This window comes from Anaerobacillus sp. MEB173 (assembly GCF_052119505.1).
Taxonomy (GTDB): Bacteria; Bacillota; Bacilli; order Bacillales; family JBJMAU01; genus JBJMAU01.
This window is the reverse complement of record NZ_JBJMAU010000018.1, coordinates 46,319-60,256: the sequence shown is the minus strand read 5'-3', so window position 1 is coordinate 60,256 and position 13,938 is coordinate 46,319. Positions and strand designations below refer to the sequence as shown.

The window sequence follows — 13,938 nt, the reverse complement described above, 5'->3', positions numbered from 1 at the left end:
TTCATCTTCTAAGACATCTTCTTCTGCTTCTGTTCCTTCATCTTCTAGGCCATCTTCTATCACACTTGACTGGTCTTTATTGCTTTTTGCAAGTTCACTTATAATTTTTCCTTTTTCAAAAGATCCTGGAATTGAGGAAGCTGCTTCTGACACAATTTGACCATGATTTTTTTCAGCTATTTCCAATTCATCTGCTAAAACTGGAGCACCCGCTGCTATAAATGTACTGGCTAACATTGACGTAGAGAGAACTAAAGGTAAAACCTTTTTAGAGACACCTGCTTTATTTGATTTTATTTCTCGTTTTTTTACCATTTTTTCTTCCTCCTCATTTATAAAAAGAATTTATCTATCATCTGCCATTATTCATTTTTTTAGTTATACTATAATCTCATAACCTCCCTTCTTAGAAGCTAGCAATAGTGATTATTATTGCTTGTCCTTAACTTTAAACAATAAATATGATCAAACTATTACCAAACTAAGAATATTTTTTATCGAAATATGAAAGTTTTAATCATAATGTCAAAAAAAGCAATGGCCCTGTGGACCATTGCTTTTCTTTAAACTAATTAATATAAGATTTCAATTGTTGAAATCCTCCTAATGAAATTAATGCTAAGGCGATAATATATTTTCGATTACGCTCGATTGTTTTCCGGCTACACGATGCATGCTTTAATAGGTCATTGATTGGAAGCTGTTTTTTTTCTAGTAATATTCTAGATAATTCCGGGTCCTCTACTATAAGACTCGTAATATTTTTCATATTTCTTATGGCATCCTTATGCTTCGGACATTTTTTGGTGAGTGTTTGGAACGTAATGCCATAATCGTTCAATAACTTACTATATTCTTCGATCTCATGAGCTAGCTGCTCATTTTGTATTTGCTGTTCATATTTCTCGATAGAAATCTGTTGTTCAATAAACGACGGTTCCCCATCATTGACATCCATTTTATCTCTTTGATCAAAAAATGTAACTTTAACTTGTCTTGTTTCCTTACGGATATAGTCAATCACCTTTTGCCTAATGACTACTGAGGCAAATGAGAGAAAACGAACACCTACATTATGGTTATATTTATCAATAGCAATATTAAATGCGTACAATGCTTCACTATACTCATCCATGTTTTGATCAATATATTTTTTACATACTTTAGATGTAATTTTTTTTATAAAAGGTTGATATTGCTCTAATACCTTTGTTCGTAATCTTTCATCGCCTGATTGAATTTTAGCTACTCGTTCTTCTAATTGATTTGATTGCAATATGCTTTTAGGTAACTTGGAATACATCTCCATTGTTATACACCTCAATACATTTCTAGCTGTACTTTTTGTATGTAAAGGATCATACCAAGTAACTAACGTAGCGTCTATTCGTTCCGACAATTTACTAGACTCATTTCACACTTTTACATACTTTAGTGTGTTTTTGTGACGTTTTGTTTGTTTTTGTTACAAAATTTTAATCAGATTACAATGTAAACTTAATCTCGTACATATATAAAAAAGAAGATCCGTCAATGGGATCTTCTTTATCATCACACCATGTAAGTTAAGCATTACCAATTATACTATCCACAGTTGATTTATTTGTAGACTTCACTAACTTGATAAGCAACTCTTTTGCCGCAGCGTAATCATCAATATGAATGATGGAAGCGGCTGTATGAATATAACGTGAACAAATACCAATGACTGCCGATGGTACACCGTTTCCTGACATATGAACACGGCCAGCATCTGTTCCACCTGGTGAAATAAAATATTGATAGGAAATATCGTTTGACTCTGCTGTATCCAAAACAAAGTCACGCATACCACGATGTGTTACCATTGTTCGATCAAAAATACGTAGTAATGCCCCTTTTCCAAGCTTTCCAAATGCGTCCTTATCTCCTGTTGCATCATTTGCAGGACTAGCATCAAGCGCGTAAAAAATGTCTGGCTTTATCATGTTTGCTGATGTTGCAGAGCCTCGTAAACCTACCTCTTCTTGAACAGTTGCTCCTGAATAGAGTGTATTTGGCAGTGTTTCGCTCTTCAATTCTTTAAGCAACTCAATGGCTAAACCAACACCGTAACGGTTATCCCAAGCTTTCGCCATGATTTTCTTTTCATTTGCCATTGGAGTAAAAGGACAGATTGGAACAATTTGTTGGCCAGGCTTTATTCCAATTCGTTTGGCATCTTCTTTATCATCAGCACCAATATCGATAAACATATTTTTAATCTCCATTGGTTTTTTCTGCTGTGGTTCTTCTAATAGATGGGGGGGAATTGAACCTACAACGCCAATAACTGGTCCCTTATCAGTAATTACTTGCACGCGCTGGGCGAGTAATACTTGGCTCCACCAACCGCCTAATGTTTGAAATTGTATCATACCTTTATCGGTTATATTCTTGACCATAAATCCAACTTCATCCATATGTCCGGCAACCATAACTTTCGGAGAGTCTTCCGCACCTTTTTTCACACCAAAGATACTGCCAAGATTATCTTGAATCACTTCATCACTATATTTTTCTAACTCACCTCGAACAAAACGACGTACTTCATGTTCAAATCCAGGTGCTCCTGGTAATTCGGTTAATGTTTTAAATAATTGCAGTGTCTCCTGATTCATATGTAACCCCTTCCTGTTTTCTTTGTCTATGTATCATTACCTATTCTACTCAAATCTATATAAAGATACCACTTTTCAAGTATAAATAAAAAGCAGCCAACTCTCTAGATATAGTTGACTGCTCTTATATTTAGAACCATTCAATTGGAATTTGATAAGGTATTGGATCCTTGGAGTTTGCCTCTTTAAATCCTTTAATACGCAACTGACAGCTGTCGCACTTTCCACAAGCTTCTTCATCACCCAGGTAACAAGAAGTAGTCAGGTGATATGGAACCTCTAAGCGCAAGCCTTCTTTTACAGTTTCTGATTTCGTTAAATCAATAAGTGGCGTTTCAATTTTTAATGTATTCCCTGTCGCTCCAGCCTTTGTCGCCAATTGCACAGTTTTGTTCATACTCTCAATAAATTCTGGACGACAATCAGGGTACCCACTATAATCCACAGCTGATACACCTATATAAATTGCTTCAGCCCCAATGACTTCAGCATAAGCACTGGCTAAGGCGAGGAAAATCATATTTCTAGCCGGTACATAAGTAGCTGGAATTTCGTCTCCTTCACCCTCTGTAGGGACTTCAATCGATTGATCCGTTAGGGCACTGCCGCCAATTTGATTAAGAAAACTAATATCAACAAAACGGTGATCCTTTACCTTATAGTATTGACCAATTTTTCGCGCCTGCTCAACTTCCCGATCATGACGCTGACCATATTGAAAGGTAATCGGGTAAAGGTCATACCCTTGCTCTTTAGCAATTCCCATACATGTTGTACTATCCAAGCCCCCACTTAACACAACAACAGCTTTCTTCATCGCTATACCCCTCTTTCTTCTGGATCCCAAATAATTTTGTGTAACTGCAAGCTTACTTTTACATCAACGAGTTTCTCAGCTAACACTTTTCCAACGAGTTTCTTAGGCGGCATAGTCTCCCAAACTGGACTAAAGAGAACTTGTCCTTTTTTAACATTGCTCCGGACAACAATCACTGCTGCCTGAAAGTCTTCGTCATCAGCTATTACAAATTTTATTTCATCCTTTTCACCCAAAAAGTTAAAATTCGTTACGATCATCCTATCCATTTCATCTGAACCTGGCAACTTAAAGTCCATCACATAGCGGACTTTCTTGTTTAGAGCCGGGATGTCCTCACGAAGTTTTGTAAATGGCTCCAGGTCAATCGCACCATTCGTTTCAACATGAATATCAACAATATGTTCTAGGTGAGCCATCGCTAACAGCAAGGCTGCCGATTTTTCGCCATGAATTAGCGGTTCTCCACCTGTAAAACAAATTCGTCTACTCGAATATTGCTTAATTCGATCAATAATTTCAGCAATGGTTGCTTCATACTCAGGCTTTGCCGGTGCATAGCTGTATGGTGTATCACACCAAGTACAACGGAGATTACAATGAAAAACACGTACAAAAATCGTTGGCAGACCGGCAGCACTTCCTTCACCTTCAACCGTTTCAAAGATTTCAACCATGGGCAGCTTCCAGTCTAAGTAATCTGATTCTTTAAATTCCGTCCAATTACTCATCAATTTCCATCCATTCTCTTTTCATCGTTGCATAACTCGTAGGTGTTTCATAGAGAACTAATTCTTCAATTCGATGACCTAGTTTCTTTAGTCCTTCTTCAACAAGACGCTTATCCAGCTCTTCCCAAATCCAGACAATCATATTTTCTGCTGTTGTATTCATATTAGGCAGAACTTCATTTAGATAGCGATGATCAAGCTGTGCTTTTACTACTTCATTATATATTCTTTTTACGTCACCAAAATCAACTGAAATTCCGATATCATTCACATAACCACTTATTGTAATGACCAATTTATACGTATGACCATGGAGGTTTTTGCACTTTCCATCATAACAATGAAGGTGGTGTGCCGCATCAAACGTAAATTCTTTAGTTATGCCGACACGTTTGTGATGATATTTTAATTCGTGACGCTGTATATCTTCATCAATTTTTTCTACTTTTTTTGGTATTTGAAATTCCACTTGAATTTCCCCTTCCTAAGATGATATTCCATTATGGGGATAGACGCGAAACAAGAAAAACACAGGCGCCGGAGCTAGACAGGAAAAAAGCTCCCATTTCGTCCTGGGAGTCTTGCACCAATGACAAGTTTATAGATTTCACGCTCCCTAGTTTTGTTTTCTGAGGGGTGGGAATTACGAACCCTCAAAATAATCATTAATATCATAACAAATCAAACGTCCAAACAAAAGGGAAAGGTTTGGAAATTGGATTATTCTTTTGTATACTAAGAGTATCATTACGTTAGGTGAAAGGCGGAAGAGCTATGGGCTTAAAACGAATTGCATTTGGAATCGGTATCGGTTTTATTGCTGGTCTTGTCGTACGTTCAAGCATCACGAAAGAAACAGTCTCCCCTGAAAAAGCATTACGAATTGTTAAAGAGAAATTAAAAACTCGTGTAACAATTGATGGGTCATGGATTCATATGATTCCAGAAACATTAACAAAGGATCAACTAGAATATACCGTTTACCGCGGGGGAATTTCTAGCACACAAGGTCAAGAAGATGTTCAATTTGATTTTGTCGTCGATGCCGCTACTGGAACAATTTTAGAGTTAACTTCGCAGTCAAATTAATTGATAACAAACAACAAGAGAGCCTTTCATATTGAAGTGCTCTCTTGTCCTTTTATTAATTCTCTTTACCCTTTTGGGCGAAACTGTGCCTCAAGGCGATAAATGCGCATTCCTTTTCCTGAAAACTTCTGCTCGTATTCTGTCATAATATTGCCTTCATAATCACTATTATGAAGATCCAGACTTACGTTATTTAATATTAGACCATACTTTGAGAAACTATGAAGAGAGTATTCGAATAATCCTTGATTATCCGTTTTAAAGTGAATTTCGCCTTGTTCTATTAGTACTTTCTCATATAACGAGACAAAGTCTTTATACGTAAGTCTGCGTTTTTCGTGGCGATTCTTCGGCCACGGATCAGTAAAATTAATATATACGCGTGATATTTCCTCATCAGCGAAATATTCAGCTAAATTGCTAACGTCTTCATTTAGCAATTTGACATTTTGTACTCCACTTTCTTTGACACGTTCCATCGCTGTAATAATGACACTATCATACTTTTCAATCCCTATATAATTGATCGATGGATGAGCTTGTCCCATCTCCGTTACAAATTTTCCTTTTCCTGTACCTACTTCGATATGGATGGGATTTGAATTCCCAAATATTGCGGACCATTTTCCACGATATTCTTCAGGGTTAGCAATCACAACATCAGGATTTGCCAGAATTTCTTGCTTTGCCCCTGGTTTATTTCGCAAACGCAAACGACTCACTTCCTCTTCTAAGGTTCATTTTCAAATTTCTTGCTCTTGATCATACACGACAACATCCCACTTCACGCTAAGATCAGGGTTATGGTCGATTGCAGCTGTCACATAAAGCTTATCAGCAACAGACCAGACAATGACATCTTTATAATCTTCTTCTGGATCAGGGCCAACAAAGGATTTATGGATATTTTTATATAAACGGCTTGTCGTATCTTTGATTGCTTTCGTTACTTTCGTTTCTCTCCATGGATGATCTTTCACATGCTGCATAGCTGAGTCAAACATTAAAATTTCCTGTTTTAATTCAATTTTATTAATCACTACATCATTTACACTATTTTTTGTATCCAGATAAATTTGCTCAATAATTTCATCTGTGAATATTGACAAATTCCTCTCCCCCTCTTACTGTTAACCGTAGATATTTTACCATGAAAAGTAAAAAAGCGTAAGCGTCAAATAGACATATAACAATGTTTTTCTACAATTTATGACCCAAGGTAACGATAAGTTCACGACTAACTTTCCTTATTGTTAAAATTTTGCTATCGTTTAACTATACCTTTGTAAATGGAGTGTTCGTATGCTAAACCAACCACAACCTGTTTTCAGTTATACAATCCCCTATTATGTAACAAATTATGGAGAAAGTCTTGAATTATTTATTTCCGAAAAAACATATGAGAGTTTTTTACAAGCTCAAGCAAAGTTGCCAATTACAATTATTAGTGGCAACCTCCATCCTATTGCTGCTACATATGGTGAAGCAACTTCAACATTGTTTGACAGTCATAGAGCAATTATTATTGCAGGAACAAAGGATATAAAAGAATATTCAAATGAAATTATGGATATGGCTATTGCTACGGAATTAGAGCGAATTCACTTATTTGACCGAGAGAAGTTCAAACGTTATCTTTATCTTCACCAAACCCCGGAACTTATAAAAGTTTTTATCGATGATCTTCAGCAAACGTTAGAAGACATTGTTATAGGAAAACGCCTGATCAGGAAGAGTTACCGAATCATTCAACGGGAAGCAGAAATTATGAACGACATTTTGAAAACTCCCACAACACTGCCTAGTCTTAAAAAAGTAAGCCCGTACAATCATGAATTGGGATTGTATCTACTCAATAAAATGTTTTATTTATACCATGTAGACGAAACAAACTACAAAAAATACAAAGCTTTATTACAGCCATATTATGGACGATTATTCGTAGAACTGGAGCAATTACTAAAAACAACAAAAAAAATGAAATTCACTTCCCCACAGCACCGGCAAAAAATTGCTGAAAAAATCTTTAAAAACCTTGAATACGATCAATATGTAACAGCTGTACATCTAAATGCTATCGCGAACTGGGAATTACCAGAAGCAATACGAGGAAATCCATCATCAAAGTAGACATATAAAGTGTCTGCTTTTTTTTGTTGATTCGTTTAGATCGAGGGGATAATTTCCTTTTTTGTACACATCCTAACTAACGATATAGTAAGACTGATTTCATTTAAAAAAGGATGTGAAAGGTGCTATGGATTATCAACACCAGCTTTCGCTATTAATTGATATTCTCAAGAATCAAAAGTATGAACATTACGGCACGAGTGATGAGTATAATCAAATTCAACGTTTAACCGAATCATTAATTAATAATGAAAGTATTGACCCTAACCTTAAACAAACATTAATGAGTATCGAACAATATTCAAACCAAGGGACAAGTATGGTTCAAGATGACGTTGTCTTTGACAATTGGATTACAATGATTGAAGAAACGAAATAATGCAGTAACAGAAGAAAACTGTTCACTATACAAAATTCTAGCTGATTCCCCAGGAAATATTTCTCAAACAGACTTGTCATTGCCGAGAGTTGGCGAAGAACAGCAAATACTGCTCAAATGTGCCTTTCATAAGAGTCAACAACCAATATGTGTAGCTGAATCGTCACATTTCGAATATCAACAAAACATTGCACATAAAAAAACGGACCAAAATTTCCAATGGGTCCGTTTTCCTTATGATTTATTGTTTACTAAGTCATGCAAGTACTCCATCCAATATTTCATTTCTTTATATTGTTTTCGTTTATTATGCCAAATAATGACATAGAGTGTTTCAGAGACAACATACCAATGCATTTTCTTTAATAGCCCATTTGTTAACGGTATCCCGTAGCTATGAAGCCACTCTTCCCATTTGTCTCTTGGAATGTACCAATATAACAAAAGCCCTAGATCAAGCGCTCGATCAGCAACTCTTGCTCCATCCCAGTCAATAAGATATAATTCGTCTTTCTCGCTTAAAATCCAGTTATTATGATTCACATCACAATGACATACGACCATTTCACCCGTTTCAATGTCTTTATATTGTTCCATTAATAAAGTCATAGCTTGATCAACAAGATCGTTTCTAACAGGACCAACCATAAGGAGCTTTAATAAATCCTCTATAATATGACTTGGTGTCAACGGGACATTCCCTATTTTTTTAAACATTTCGAGGAGTTCTACTGAACGATGAATTTTCCCTAGAAGCTTGGCGATTGGTTCTTCCTGCATCTCAAAAGGTTTTAATTCTCGACCTTTTACCCACCGTTGCGCTGTGATCACATCACCATTTTCTAACCGCTTCGTCCATAACAGCTTTGGGACAATTCCCTCTGCCGAAAGAACAGCAAGAAACGGTGATGAGTTACGTTTAATAAACAGCTTTTGCTCTCCTTGTTGTGCTATATAAGCCTCTCCAGTCGCACCACCGGCTGGGCTTATCTGCCAACCATCACCCAAAAAAAATTCCACGATGTCACCCTCGATTCCTTCATTTCTTCATGAGCCTATCCATTATATTAATGGAATTCACCATAATTTCCGCTACCATTATTAGTATAGCGTAAATTATACAAAGATCATACGAAAAAATACAAGACGTAAGCATTAAACTATAATAAATATAAAAATAAATGCAGTTAACTCTTTTTATTTTGTGAAATTTTATATATATTGAGTATTAGTAAAAATATTAGATAAACTCGGAGGATGTTACATTATGACATTTAATCTTAGAAATCAAAATAGAGCCCGACTATTAATTTCATGCTTGGACAGACCTGGAATTGTTTCTGCTGTCTCAACTTTTTTGGCAGAGAACCACGCTAACATTGTCCAATCTGATCAATATACAACAGACCCTCAGGGTGGCATGTTTTATATGAGAGTAGAGTTTGATCTTATCAACTTTGACGAAGACTTTGAAAAAATAAAACAAAGCTTCATTGAAATTGCTGAACAATTTTCTATGGAATGGAACTTTTCAAGTGTAAAGAAAATTAAGAGGATGGCTATCTTTGTTTCAAAAGAGGATCATTGTCTTCAGGATCTATTATGGAAATGGCAATCAGAAGAAATACTTGTAGATGTTGCCATGGTAATTAGCAATCATAATGATTTGCGTGATGCTGTTGAATCTTATGGTCTTCCATTTTACCATATTCCGGTTACGAAAGAATCAAAGTTTGAAGCAGAAAATGCTGCGATCCAGTTAATTAAAGAAAATAATATTGACTTTATTGTCCTTGCTCGTTACATGCAAATTTTATCTGCAAATTTTGTTGAGCAATTTCCAAAGAAGATCATTAATATCCATCATTCATTTTTACCTGCATTTATCGGTGCAAATCCATATCAAAAGGCCTTCGATCGTGGTGTAAAATTAATCGGAGCAACAGCACACTTTGTAACAAATGATTTGGATGAAGGTCCGATTATTGAACAAGATGTATTAAGAGTAAATCACCGCTACACTCCAGAACAGTTAAAGATTGCCGGCAGAAATGTTGAGCGAATTGCACTAGCTAGAGCAGTTGCCTGGTTTACAGAAGACAAAGTTCTCGTTCACGGCAACAAAACGATCGTCTTCTCCTAAGAAAACACAATCGGTTTGTTCACAAATACAAAAAACCATCGAAGGAACAATTATTGTGTTACTTCGATGGTTTCTTTTAATTGTTGAAGTGAATGATTGATGTAATCAAACTCTTCTTTATGCATATCTGGTTCAATGACAATAATATGTGTTTCATTCTTTGCCGCCGGTAAAGTATTGTTATGACCATTTAGCCATACCTTTACTGAATCGAGTAAACCTTTTTTTGCCTCTGCAATCGTATACCCATAGCTTACGCAGCCTTCCAATTCTTTTAGTTCTATGGAATATTCCATTCCGCCGCACCAATCAAATTGTTTCCGAACCAACCATGTATACGATGTTAGAGGGGGCATTGATTCGACACTTTTTTTCCATTCCATCGTATCTCCCCTTCAACTGATTTCTTTATTTACATATACAATCCCCTCTATATAAAAAAATTTAGAGGGGATTTATTTTGCTTTATTCAACTTTCAACTTATTATAACTCACAATACTTTATTATACCCTTCTTTCAAGAACAATTCAATCGTTGCTATTCACTAACATGTTTTTCATCGGAAAACTCACTGCGGCGATAGCCGGTTGTTTGACAATGACTTAAAAGAAGTTGCGCAGCTTTTAACTGAACATGCTTTATTGGTGTTGGGTTTTTAACAAGTTTCTCTACCCACTCTTGAAAATTCCGCTTATCAATAAACTGTACTGCCAGCCCTTGTGTTTGACAATCGATTAAACACTGCGGCGAAACAACCGCCCTTTTTATCGGTATCTCTAGTTCAGCCGCTTTAATGATAGGCTGAATAATCGATGACATTCGATTCACTGCAACAAGTGGACTTAATAAGCGTTTTTGTTCCTCGCCAACAAACTCCAACCAGAAACGGTCAGATGATCCTTGAAAAATACTGTGTTCACTTCCTTCCAGTATTGTAATACACCATATCTCTGTTGGTCCAACTATAATAATATCCAATTCGACCGGGGCATTTTTCACTTTAAATACCGGGCAATACAAAAGAAAGTAATTATCAGGAATTCTCTGCGCAAAGAATTTTAATTGTTCATCCACATAATAACGAGGATCAATATGTGAAATTTCAACTACTGACGAACTTGCCCATTTTAATTGAAATTCAAACAACTCTTCAAGAAACACCTTCTTAACTTCTTCCATAGATTTAAACTTAAACCGATAAGACTCCACATCATTAGCAGAATCTTCTAATCTATTTTTCTTTGAAATCTTTTTTAATTTATTTAATGTCCGTTTAAAAAAACCTTCCTTTTGCTCAGACCAATCAACTTGATCACCAATGATTGCTTTTTCTACTTTAGGAAGCTGATGAGCATTCTCCCACTCTCCTTTAAGTCGTTCCCAACGCTCTTTTTTTAACCGCGTATATTGACTAGGGTAACGGTAAATATCAAATTGATAGCGAGAGACATAGTCATCTAGTTTTATTAAGTGGGCCACAGTCCTACCTCCATACAAACAGTCACGTCTTCATTTTCTATAATATAGCATACTTTACTCTGTCCTACTATTTTAAAAGTAAGACAATTACTGGTCCGATAATTGAGACGACAATTGCACTTAATGTCATTGCGATTGAACTAATTGCCCCTTCCTTCTCACCATCCTCAAGTGCTTTTGACGTACCTATCGCATGAGACGCACTTCCAAACCCAATCCCTTTTCCTAAAAAATGATGAATCCGACACCATTTTAACAACGTAGGTCCAAATACTACCCCACCAATTCCTGCAATCATGACAAAAACAGATGCAAGTGGCGGAGCGCCGCCTAAGGAATGCGCAATATCCATGGCTACTGGCGTTGTAACTGATTTCGGCACTAAAGAATAAACCGTTAATTCTTCTATCCCCATCCAAACCGAAAACGTAAACCCGCTTGTAACACCAATAACTGCACCAACCGTCACTCCTGCAATGATTGGGATAAAGTATTTCTTCAGTAATGTCCACTGTTTATAGAGCGGATAGGCCAACGCAACAACAGCAGGTCCTAATAGTTTTTCAATCCATTGTCCTCCCGTCATATACGTTTCATACGAAATATCAAGGACAACTAATAAAAGAATGATGGCGATTGTACCAACTAATAACGGAAGTAAAAAAGGTGATTGGAATCTCATATACAATTTCTTAGAAAAATGATAGATCACTAGAGTTACAATAATAGTAATCAGCGATATCGCAATATACCCCATTTAATGATCCTCCTTCCGGCTGGCAAGATACTGACTTGTATAGGCTGAGCTGATCATGACAATCAGCGTACTTATGAGACAAATAATAACTAGTAAAAACCCTTTCCCTCGAAATACATCAACATAATTTAATATCCCCACTGTCACCGGCAGAAATAATAAGGGCATATGCTGTAATAGGAGACTTGCACCTGATTCTAACCATTGGGTCTTTACGATTTTTGTAGCTAGGAATAATAGCAGGAGAAGCATTCCGATAATACTGCCTGGAATAATTAAATAGAACACGGCTTGTATCCATGTTCCAATTAGATAAAAGCAATAAAGAATTCCGATTTGTAACATGATTTTCAAGACTTTCATACGTACCCTTCTCTCGATTTATAGTCAAACAAAACCACAAATGACTTCGCCTTTACATAATTAGACGAAGCCAATGCTACTAATTAACTTTACTGAAATGGAAATACTGATAAAGGTTGGTATTTTGGAGTTCTGCGCAAGTGCGTTTGATACAATACCGCTTCCTTTACAGCCCAAGAGACTTGTTCGTGCCGAGAAACGTTTATTTCTTTCACGGATTGCGAAGGGAATGCCGATTCACCAATCCATTTTCTGGCGATTGTAATATGCGGTCGATATGGGCGGTCTTCGATTCTGAAACCAGCTTCATGACATATGTCGGCCACTACCTTTTGAAACGATTTCAGATGTTCATTTTCTTCAAGACCAGCCCAAAAAATCCGCGGACTGCTCTCATTTCCAAACACTCCAAATTGATTGATTTGTAATTCAAATGGCGCTTGATATTGAACGACTGCTTTTAGCTGTCGCTTCAATGTTTGAAGGACCTGAAACTCGGCATCACCTAAAAAAAATAATGTAATATGGTAATCGCTTGGATGAACCCAACTTTTAAATGCTAACTTTTGATTTAATTCATTTGTCCAGTGCGCTACTGTTTGTCTAACCTCTACTGAAAGGGGCAAAGCTAGAAAATAATGCGTTTTTGACATACTACATCCCTCTTTACTTTTCTTATCCGTCATTCATTATATTTCCTCAATTTCGGTCTAATAATTTTGCAAGATGATCAATCGTTGCGATTGGAGTCACCTTTTTTTCCTTTAACATGTCTTCGTTACTTTGATAGGCTATAAAATCAATCCCAGCTTCATTGGCTGCTTTCCCATCAATCCAAGAATCACCAACCATTACCCACTTTGATTTTTCGATTGAGGGGTACAACGACAGTACTGTTTCAATTGAGAGTGGGGATGGCTTTAACGCTTGCAACCGATCACGTCCAAACACATCATTGAAATATGAAAGGATCCCTGTCTTCTCCAGAGCATAACGAGCCGGTGCGGTGGCATTGTTTGTCACAATAATTACCGTTTTTTCTTTAGCTAGTTGTTCCACAATTGTTACGGCACCATTCTCTAAATTTGCATCTTTCATTCCATCTCGTTCACATTTCTCTATTAAAGCTAGCATATCACGAACGATTCCTTGTTCCCCCTTATTTCGCTCAATTTCTTTTCCAAGCTCTAATAATTGAGCTGTCGTGCTGTGCTTGCAGTGATTTAGATACTCTAGCATTCCATATTTTTCTAAGACAGAGATACAGTCTTGTTTCATTTGCTTAAAATCTATTTTTGAAGATAATATCGTATTATCCATATCAAATAAAATTCCTTGATATTTTGTAACCATATTACTCCCCCTTTTCCTTTACTAACAAGTGATTATTCCGCTTATACTATTCTTACA

General features: G+C 36.4%; 19 protein-coding genes. 4 read left to right on the top strand and 15 right to left on the bottom strand.

The window, feature by feature from the left end; translation table 11 throughout:
• The 6 genes from ACJ2A9_RS20260 to queD all read right to left on the bottom strand — a co-directional run.
• On the bottom strand, positions 1-315 hold a 315-nt coding region (locus ACJ2A9_RS20260; protein ID WP_441423509.1), incomplete at its 3' end, for a hypothetical protein.
• A 253-nt stretch (positions 316-568) separates the two neighbouring features.
• Positions 569-1,399 carry an RNA polymerase sigma-I factor gene (gene sigI, locus ACJ2A9_RS20255; RefSeq protein WP_441423508.1) on the bottom strand — a complete coding sequence of 277 codons (831 nt, stop codon included), beginning with the start codon at positions 1,397-1,399 and terminating at the stop codon, positions 569-571.
• Positions 1,400-1,565: 166 nt separating this feature from the next.
• On the bottom strand, positions 1,566-2,639 hold the full coding sequence (locus ACJ2A9_RS20250) for a M42 family metallopeptidase (protein WP_441423507.1): 1,074 nt from the start codon (positions 2,637-2,639) through the stop codon (positions 1,566-1,568).
• A gap of 130 nt (positions 2,640-2,769) precedes the next feature.
• On the bottom strand, positions 2,770-3,456 hold the full coding sequence (gene queC, locus ACJ2A9_RS20245; protein WP_441423506.1) for a 7-cyano-7-deazaguanine synthase QueC: 687 nt from the start codon (positions 3,454-3,456) through the stop codon (positions 2,770-2,772).
• A 2-nt stretch (positions 3,457-3,458) separates the two neighbouring features.
• Positions 3,459-4,187: a 7-carboxy-7-deazaguanine synthase QueE gene (locus ACJ2A9_RS20240; RefSeq protein ID WP_441423505.1), complete on the bottom strand. Its 729-nt coding sequence runs from the start codon at positions 4,185-4,187 to the stop codon at positions 3,459-3,461.
• Positions 4,180-4,656: a 6-carboxytetrahydropterin synthase QueD gene (queD, locus tag ACJ2A9_RS20235; protein WP_441423504.1), complete on the bottom strand. Its 477-nt coding sequence runs from the start codon at positions 4,654-4,656 to the stop codon at positions 4,180-4,182. Before queD ends, ACJ2A9_RS20240 begins: the two co-directional genes overlap by 8 nt.
• A gap of 305 nt (positions 4,657-4,961) precedes the next feature.
• Between queD and ACJ2A9_RS20230 the strand changes: the two genes are divergently transcribed.
• Positions 4,962-5,276, top strand: coding sequence for a PepSY domain-containing protein (locus ACJ2A9_RS20230; RefSeq protein WP_441423503.1), 315 nt, complete (start codon positions 4,962-4,964; stop codon positions 5,274-5,276).
• Between the two features lie 65 nt (positions 5,277-5,341).
• Here ACJ2A9_RS20230 and trmB read toward each other — a convergent pair whose 3' ends face one another.
• On the bottom strand, positions 5,342-5,989 hold the full coding sequence (trmB, locus tag ACJ2A9_RS20225) for a tRNA (guanosine(46)-N7)-methyltransferase TrmB (RefSeq protein ID WP_441423502.1): 648 nt from the start codon (positions 5,987-5,989) through the stop codon (positions 5,342-5,344).
• Between the two features lie 30 nt (positions 5,990-6,019).
• Positions 6,020-6,385, bottom strand: coding sequence for a hypothetical protein (locus tag ACJ2A9_RS20220; RefSeq protein WP_441423501.1), 366 nt, complete (start codon positions 6,383-6,385; stop codon positions 6,020-6,022).
• A gap of 193 nt (positions 6,386-6,578) precedes the next feature.
• Between ACJ2A9_RS20220 and ACJ2A9_RS20215 the strand changes: the two genes are divergently transcribed.
• Both ACJ2A9_RS20215 and ACJ2A9_RS20210 read left to right on the top strand, forming a co-directional pair.
• Positions 6,579-7,406: a hypothetical protein gene (locus ACJ2A9_RS20215; RefSeq protein ID WP_441423500.1), complete on the top strand. Its 828-nt coding sequence runs from the start codon at positions 6,579-6,581 to the stop codon at positions 7,404-7,406.
• 127 nt (positions 7,407-7,533) lie between these two features.
• Complete coding sequence (locus tag ACJ2A9_RS20210; RefSeq protein ID WP_441423499.1) at positions 7,534-7,785, top strand: YtzH-like family protein; 252 nt, start codon at positions 7,534-7,536, stop codon at positions 7,783-7,785.
• 234 nt (positions 7,786-8,019) lie between these two features.
• Here the strand turns inward: ACJ2A9_RS20210 and ACJ2A9_RS20205 are convergent, their stop codons facing one another.
• Positions 8,020-8,805, bottom strand: coding sequence for a phosphotransferase (locus ACJ2A9_RS20205; protein WP_441423498.1), 786 nt, complete (start codon positions 8,803-8,805; stop codon positions 8,020-8,022).
• Positions 8,806-9,052: 247 nt separating this feature from the next.
• On the opposite strand from ACJ2A9_RS20205, the gene purU reads away from it, so the two are divergent.
• Complete coding sequence (purU, locus tag ACJ2A9_RS20200) at positions 9,053-9,928, top strand: formyltetrahydrofolate deformylase (RefSeq protein WP_441423497.1); 876 nt, start codon at positions 9,053-9,055, stop codon at positions 9,926-9,928.
• A gap of 50 nt (positions 9,929-9,978) precedes the next feature.
• On the opposite strand, the gene ACJ2A9_RS20195 is transcribed toward purU, so the two are convergent.
• From ACJ2A9_RS20195 to ACJ2A9_RS20170, 6 genes are all read right to left on the bottom strand, one after another.
• Positions 9,979-10,311, bottom strand: coding sequence for a type II toxin-antitoxin system HicB family antitoxin (locus tag ACJ2A9_RS20195; RefSeq protein ID WP_441423496.1), 333 nt, complete (start codon positions 10,309-10,311; stop codon positions 9,979-9,981).
• A 155-nt stretch (positions 10,312-10,466) separates the two neighbouring features.
• Positions 10,467-11,408: a nuclease-related domain-containing protein gene (locus ACJ2A9_RS20190; protein WP_441423495.1), complete on the bottom strand. Its 942-nt coding sequence runs from the start codon at positions 11,406-11,408 to the stop codon at positions 10,467-10,469.
• A gap of 67 nt (positions 11,409-11,475) precedes the next feature.
• Positions 11,476-12,165, bottom strand: coding sequence for an LrgB family protein (locus ACJ2A9_RS20185; RefSeq protein WP_441423494.1), 690 nt, complete (start codon positions 12,163-12,165; stop codon positions 11,476-11,478).
• Complete coding sequence (locus ACJ2A9_RS20180; protein WP_441423493.1) at positions 12,166-12,528, bottom strand: CidA/LrgA family protein; 363 nt, start codon at positions 12,526-12,528, stop codon at positions 12,166-12,168.
• An 89-nt stretch (positions 12,529-12,617) separates the two neighbouring features.
• Positions 12,618-13,181 carry an RNA 2',3'-cyclic phosphodiesterase gene (gene thpR, locus ACJ2A9_RS20175; RefSeq protein ID WP_441423492.1) on the bottom strand — a complete coding sequence of 188 codons (564 nt, stop codon included), beginning with the start codon at positions 13,179-13,181 and terminating at the stop codon, positions 12,618-12,620.
• Between the two features lie 46 nt (positions 13,182-13,227).
• Complete coding sequence (locus tag ACJ2A9_RS20170; protein ID WP_441423491.1) at positions 13,228-13,881, bottom strand: HAD family hydrolase; 654 nt, start codon at positions 13,879-13,881, stop codon at positions 13,228-13,230.
• Between the last annotated feature and the right edge of the window lie 57 nt (positions 13,882-13,938).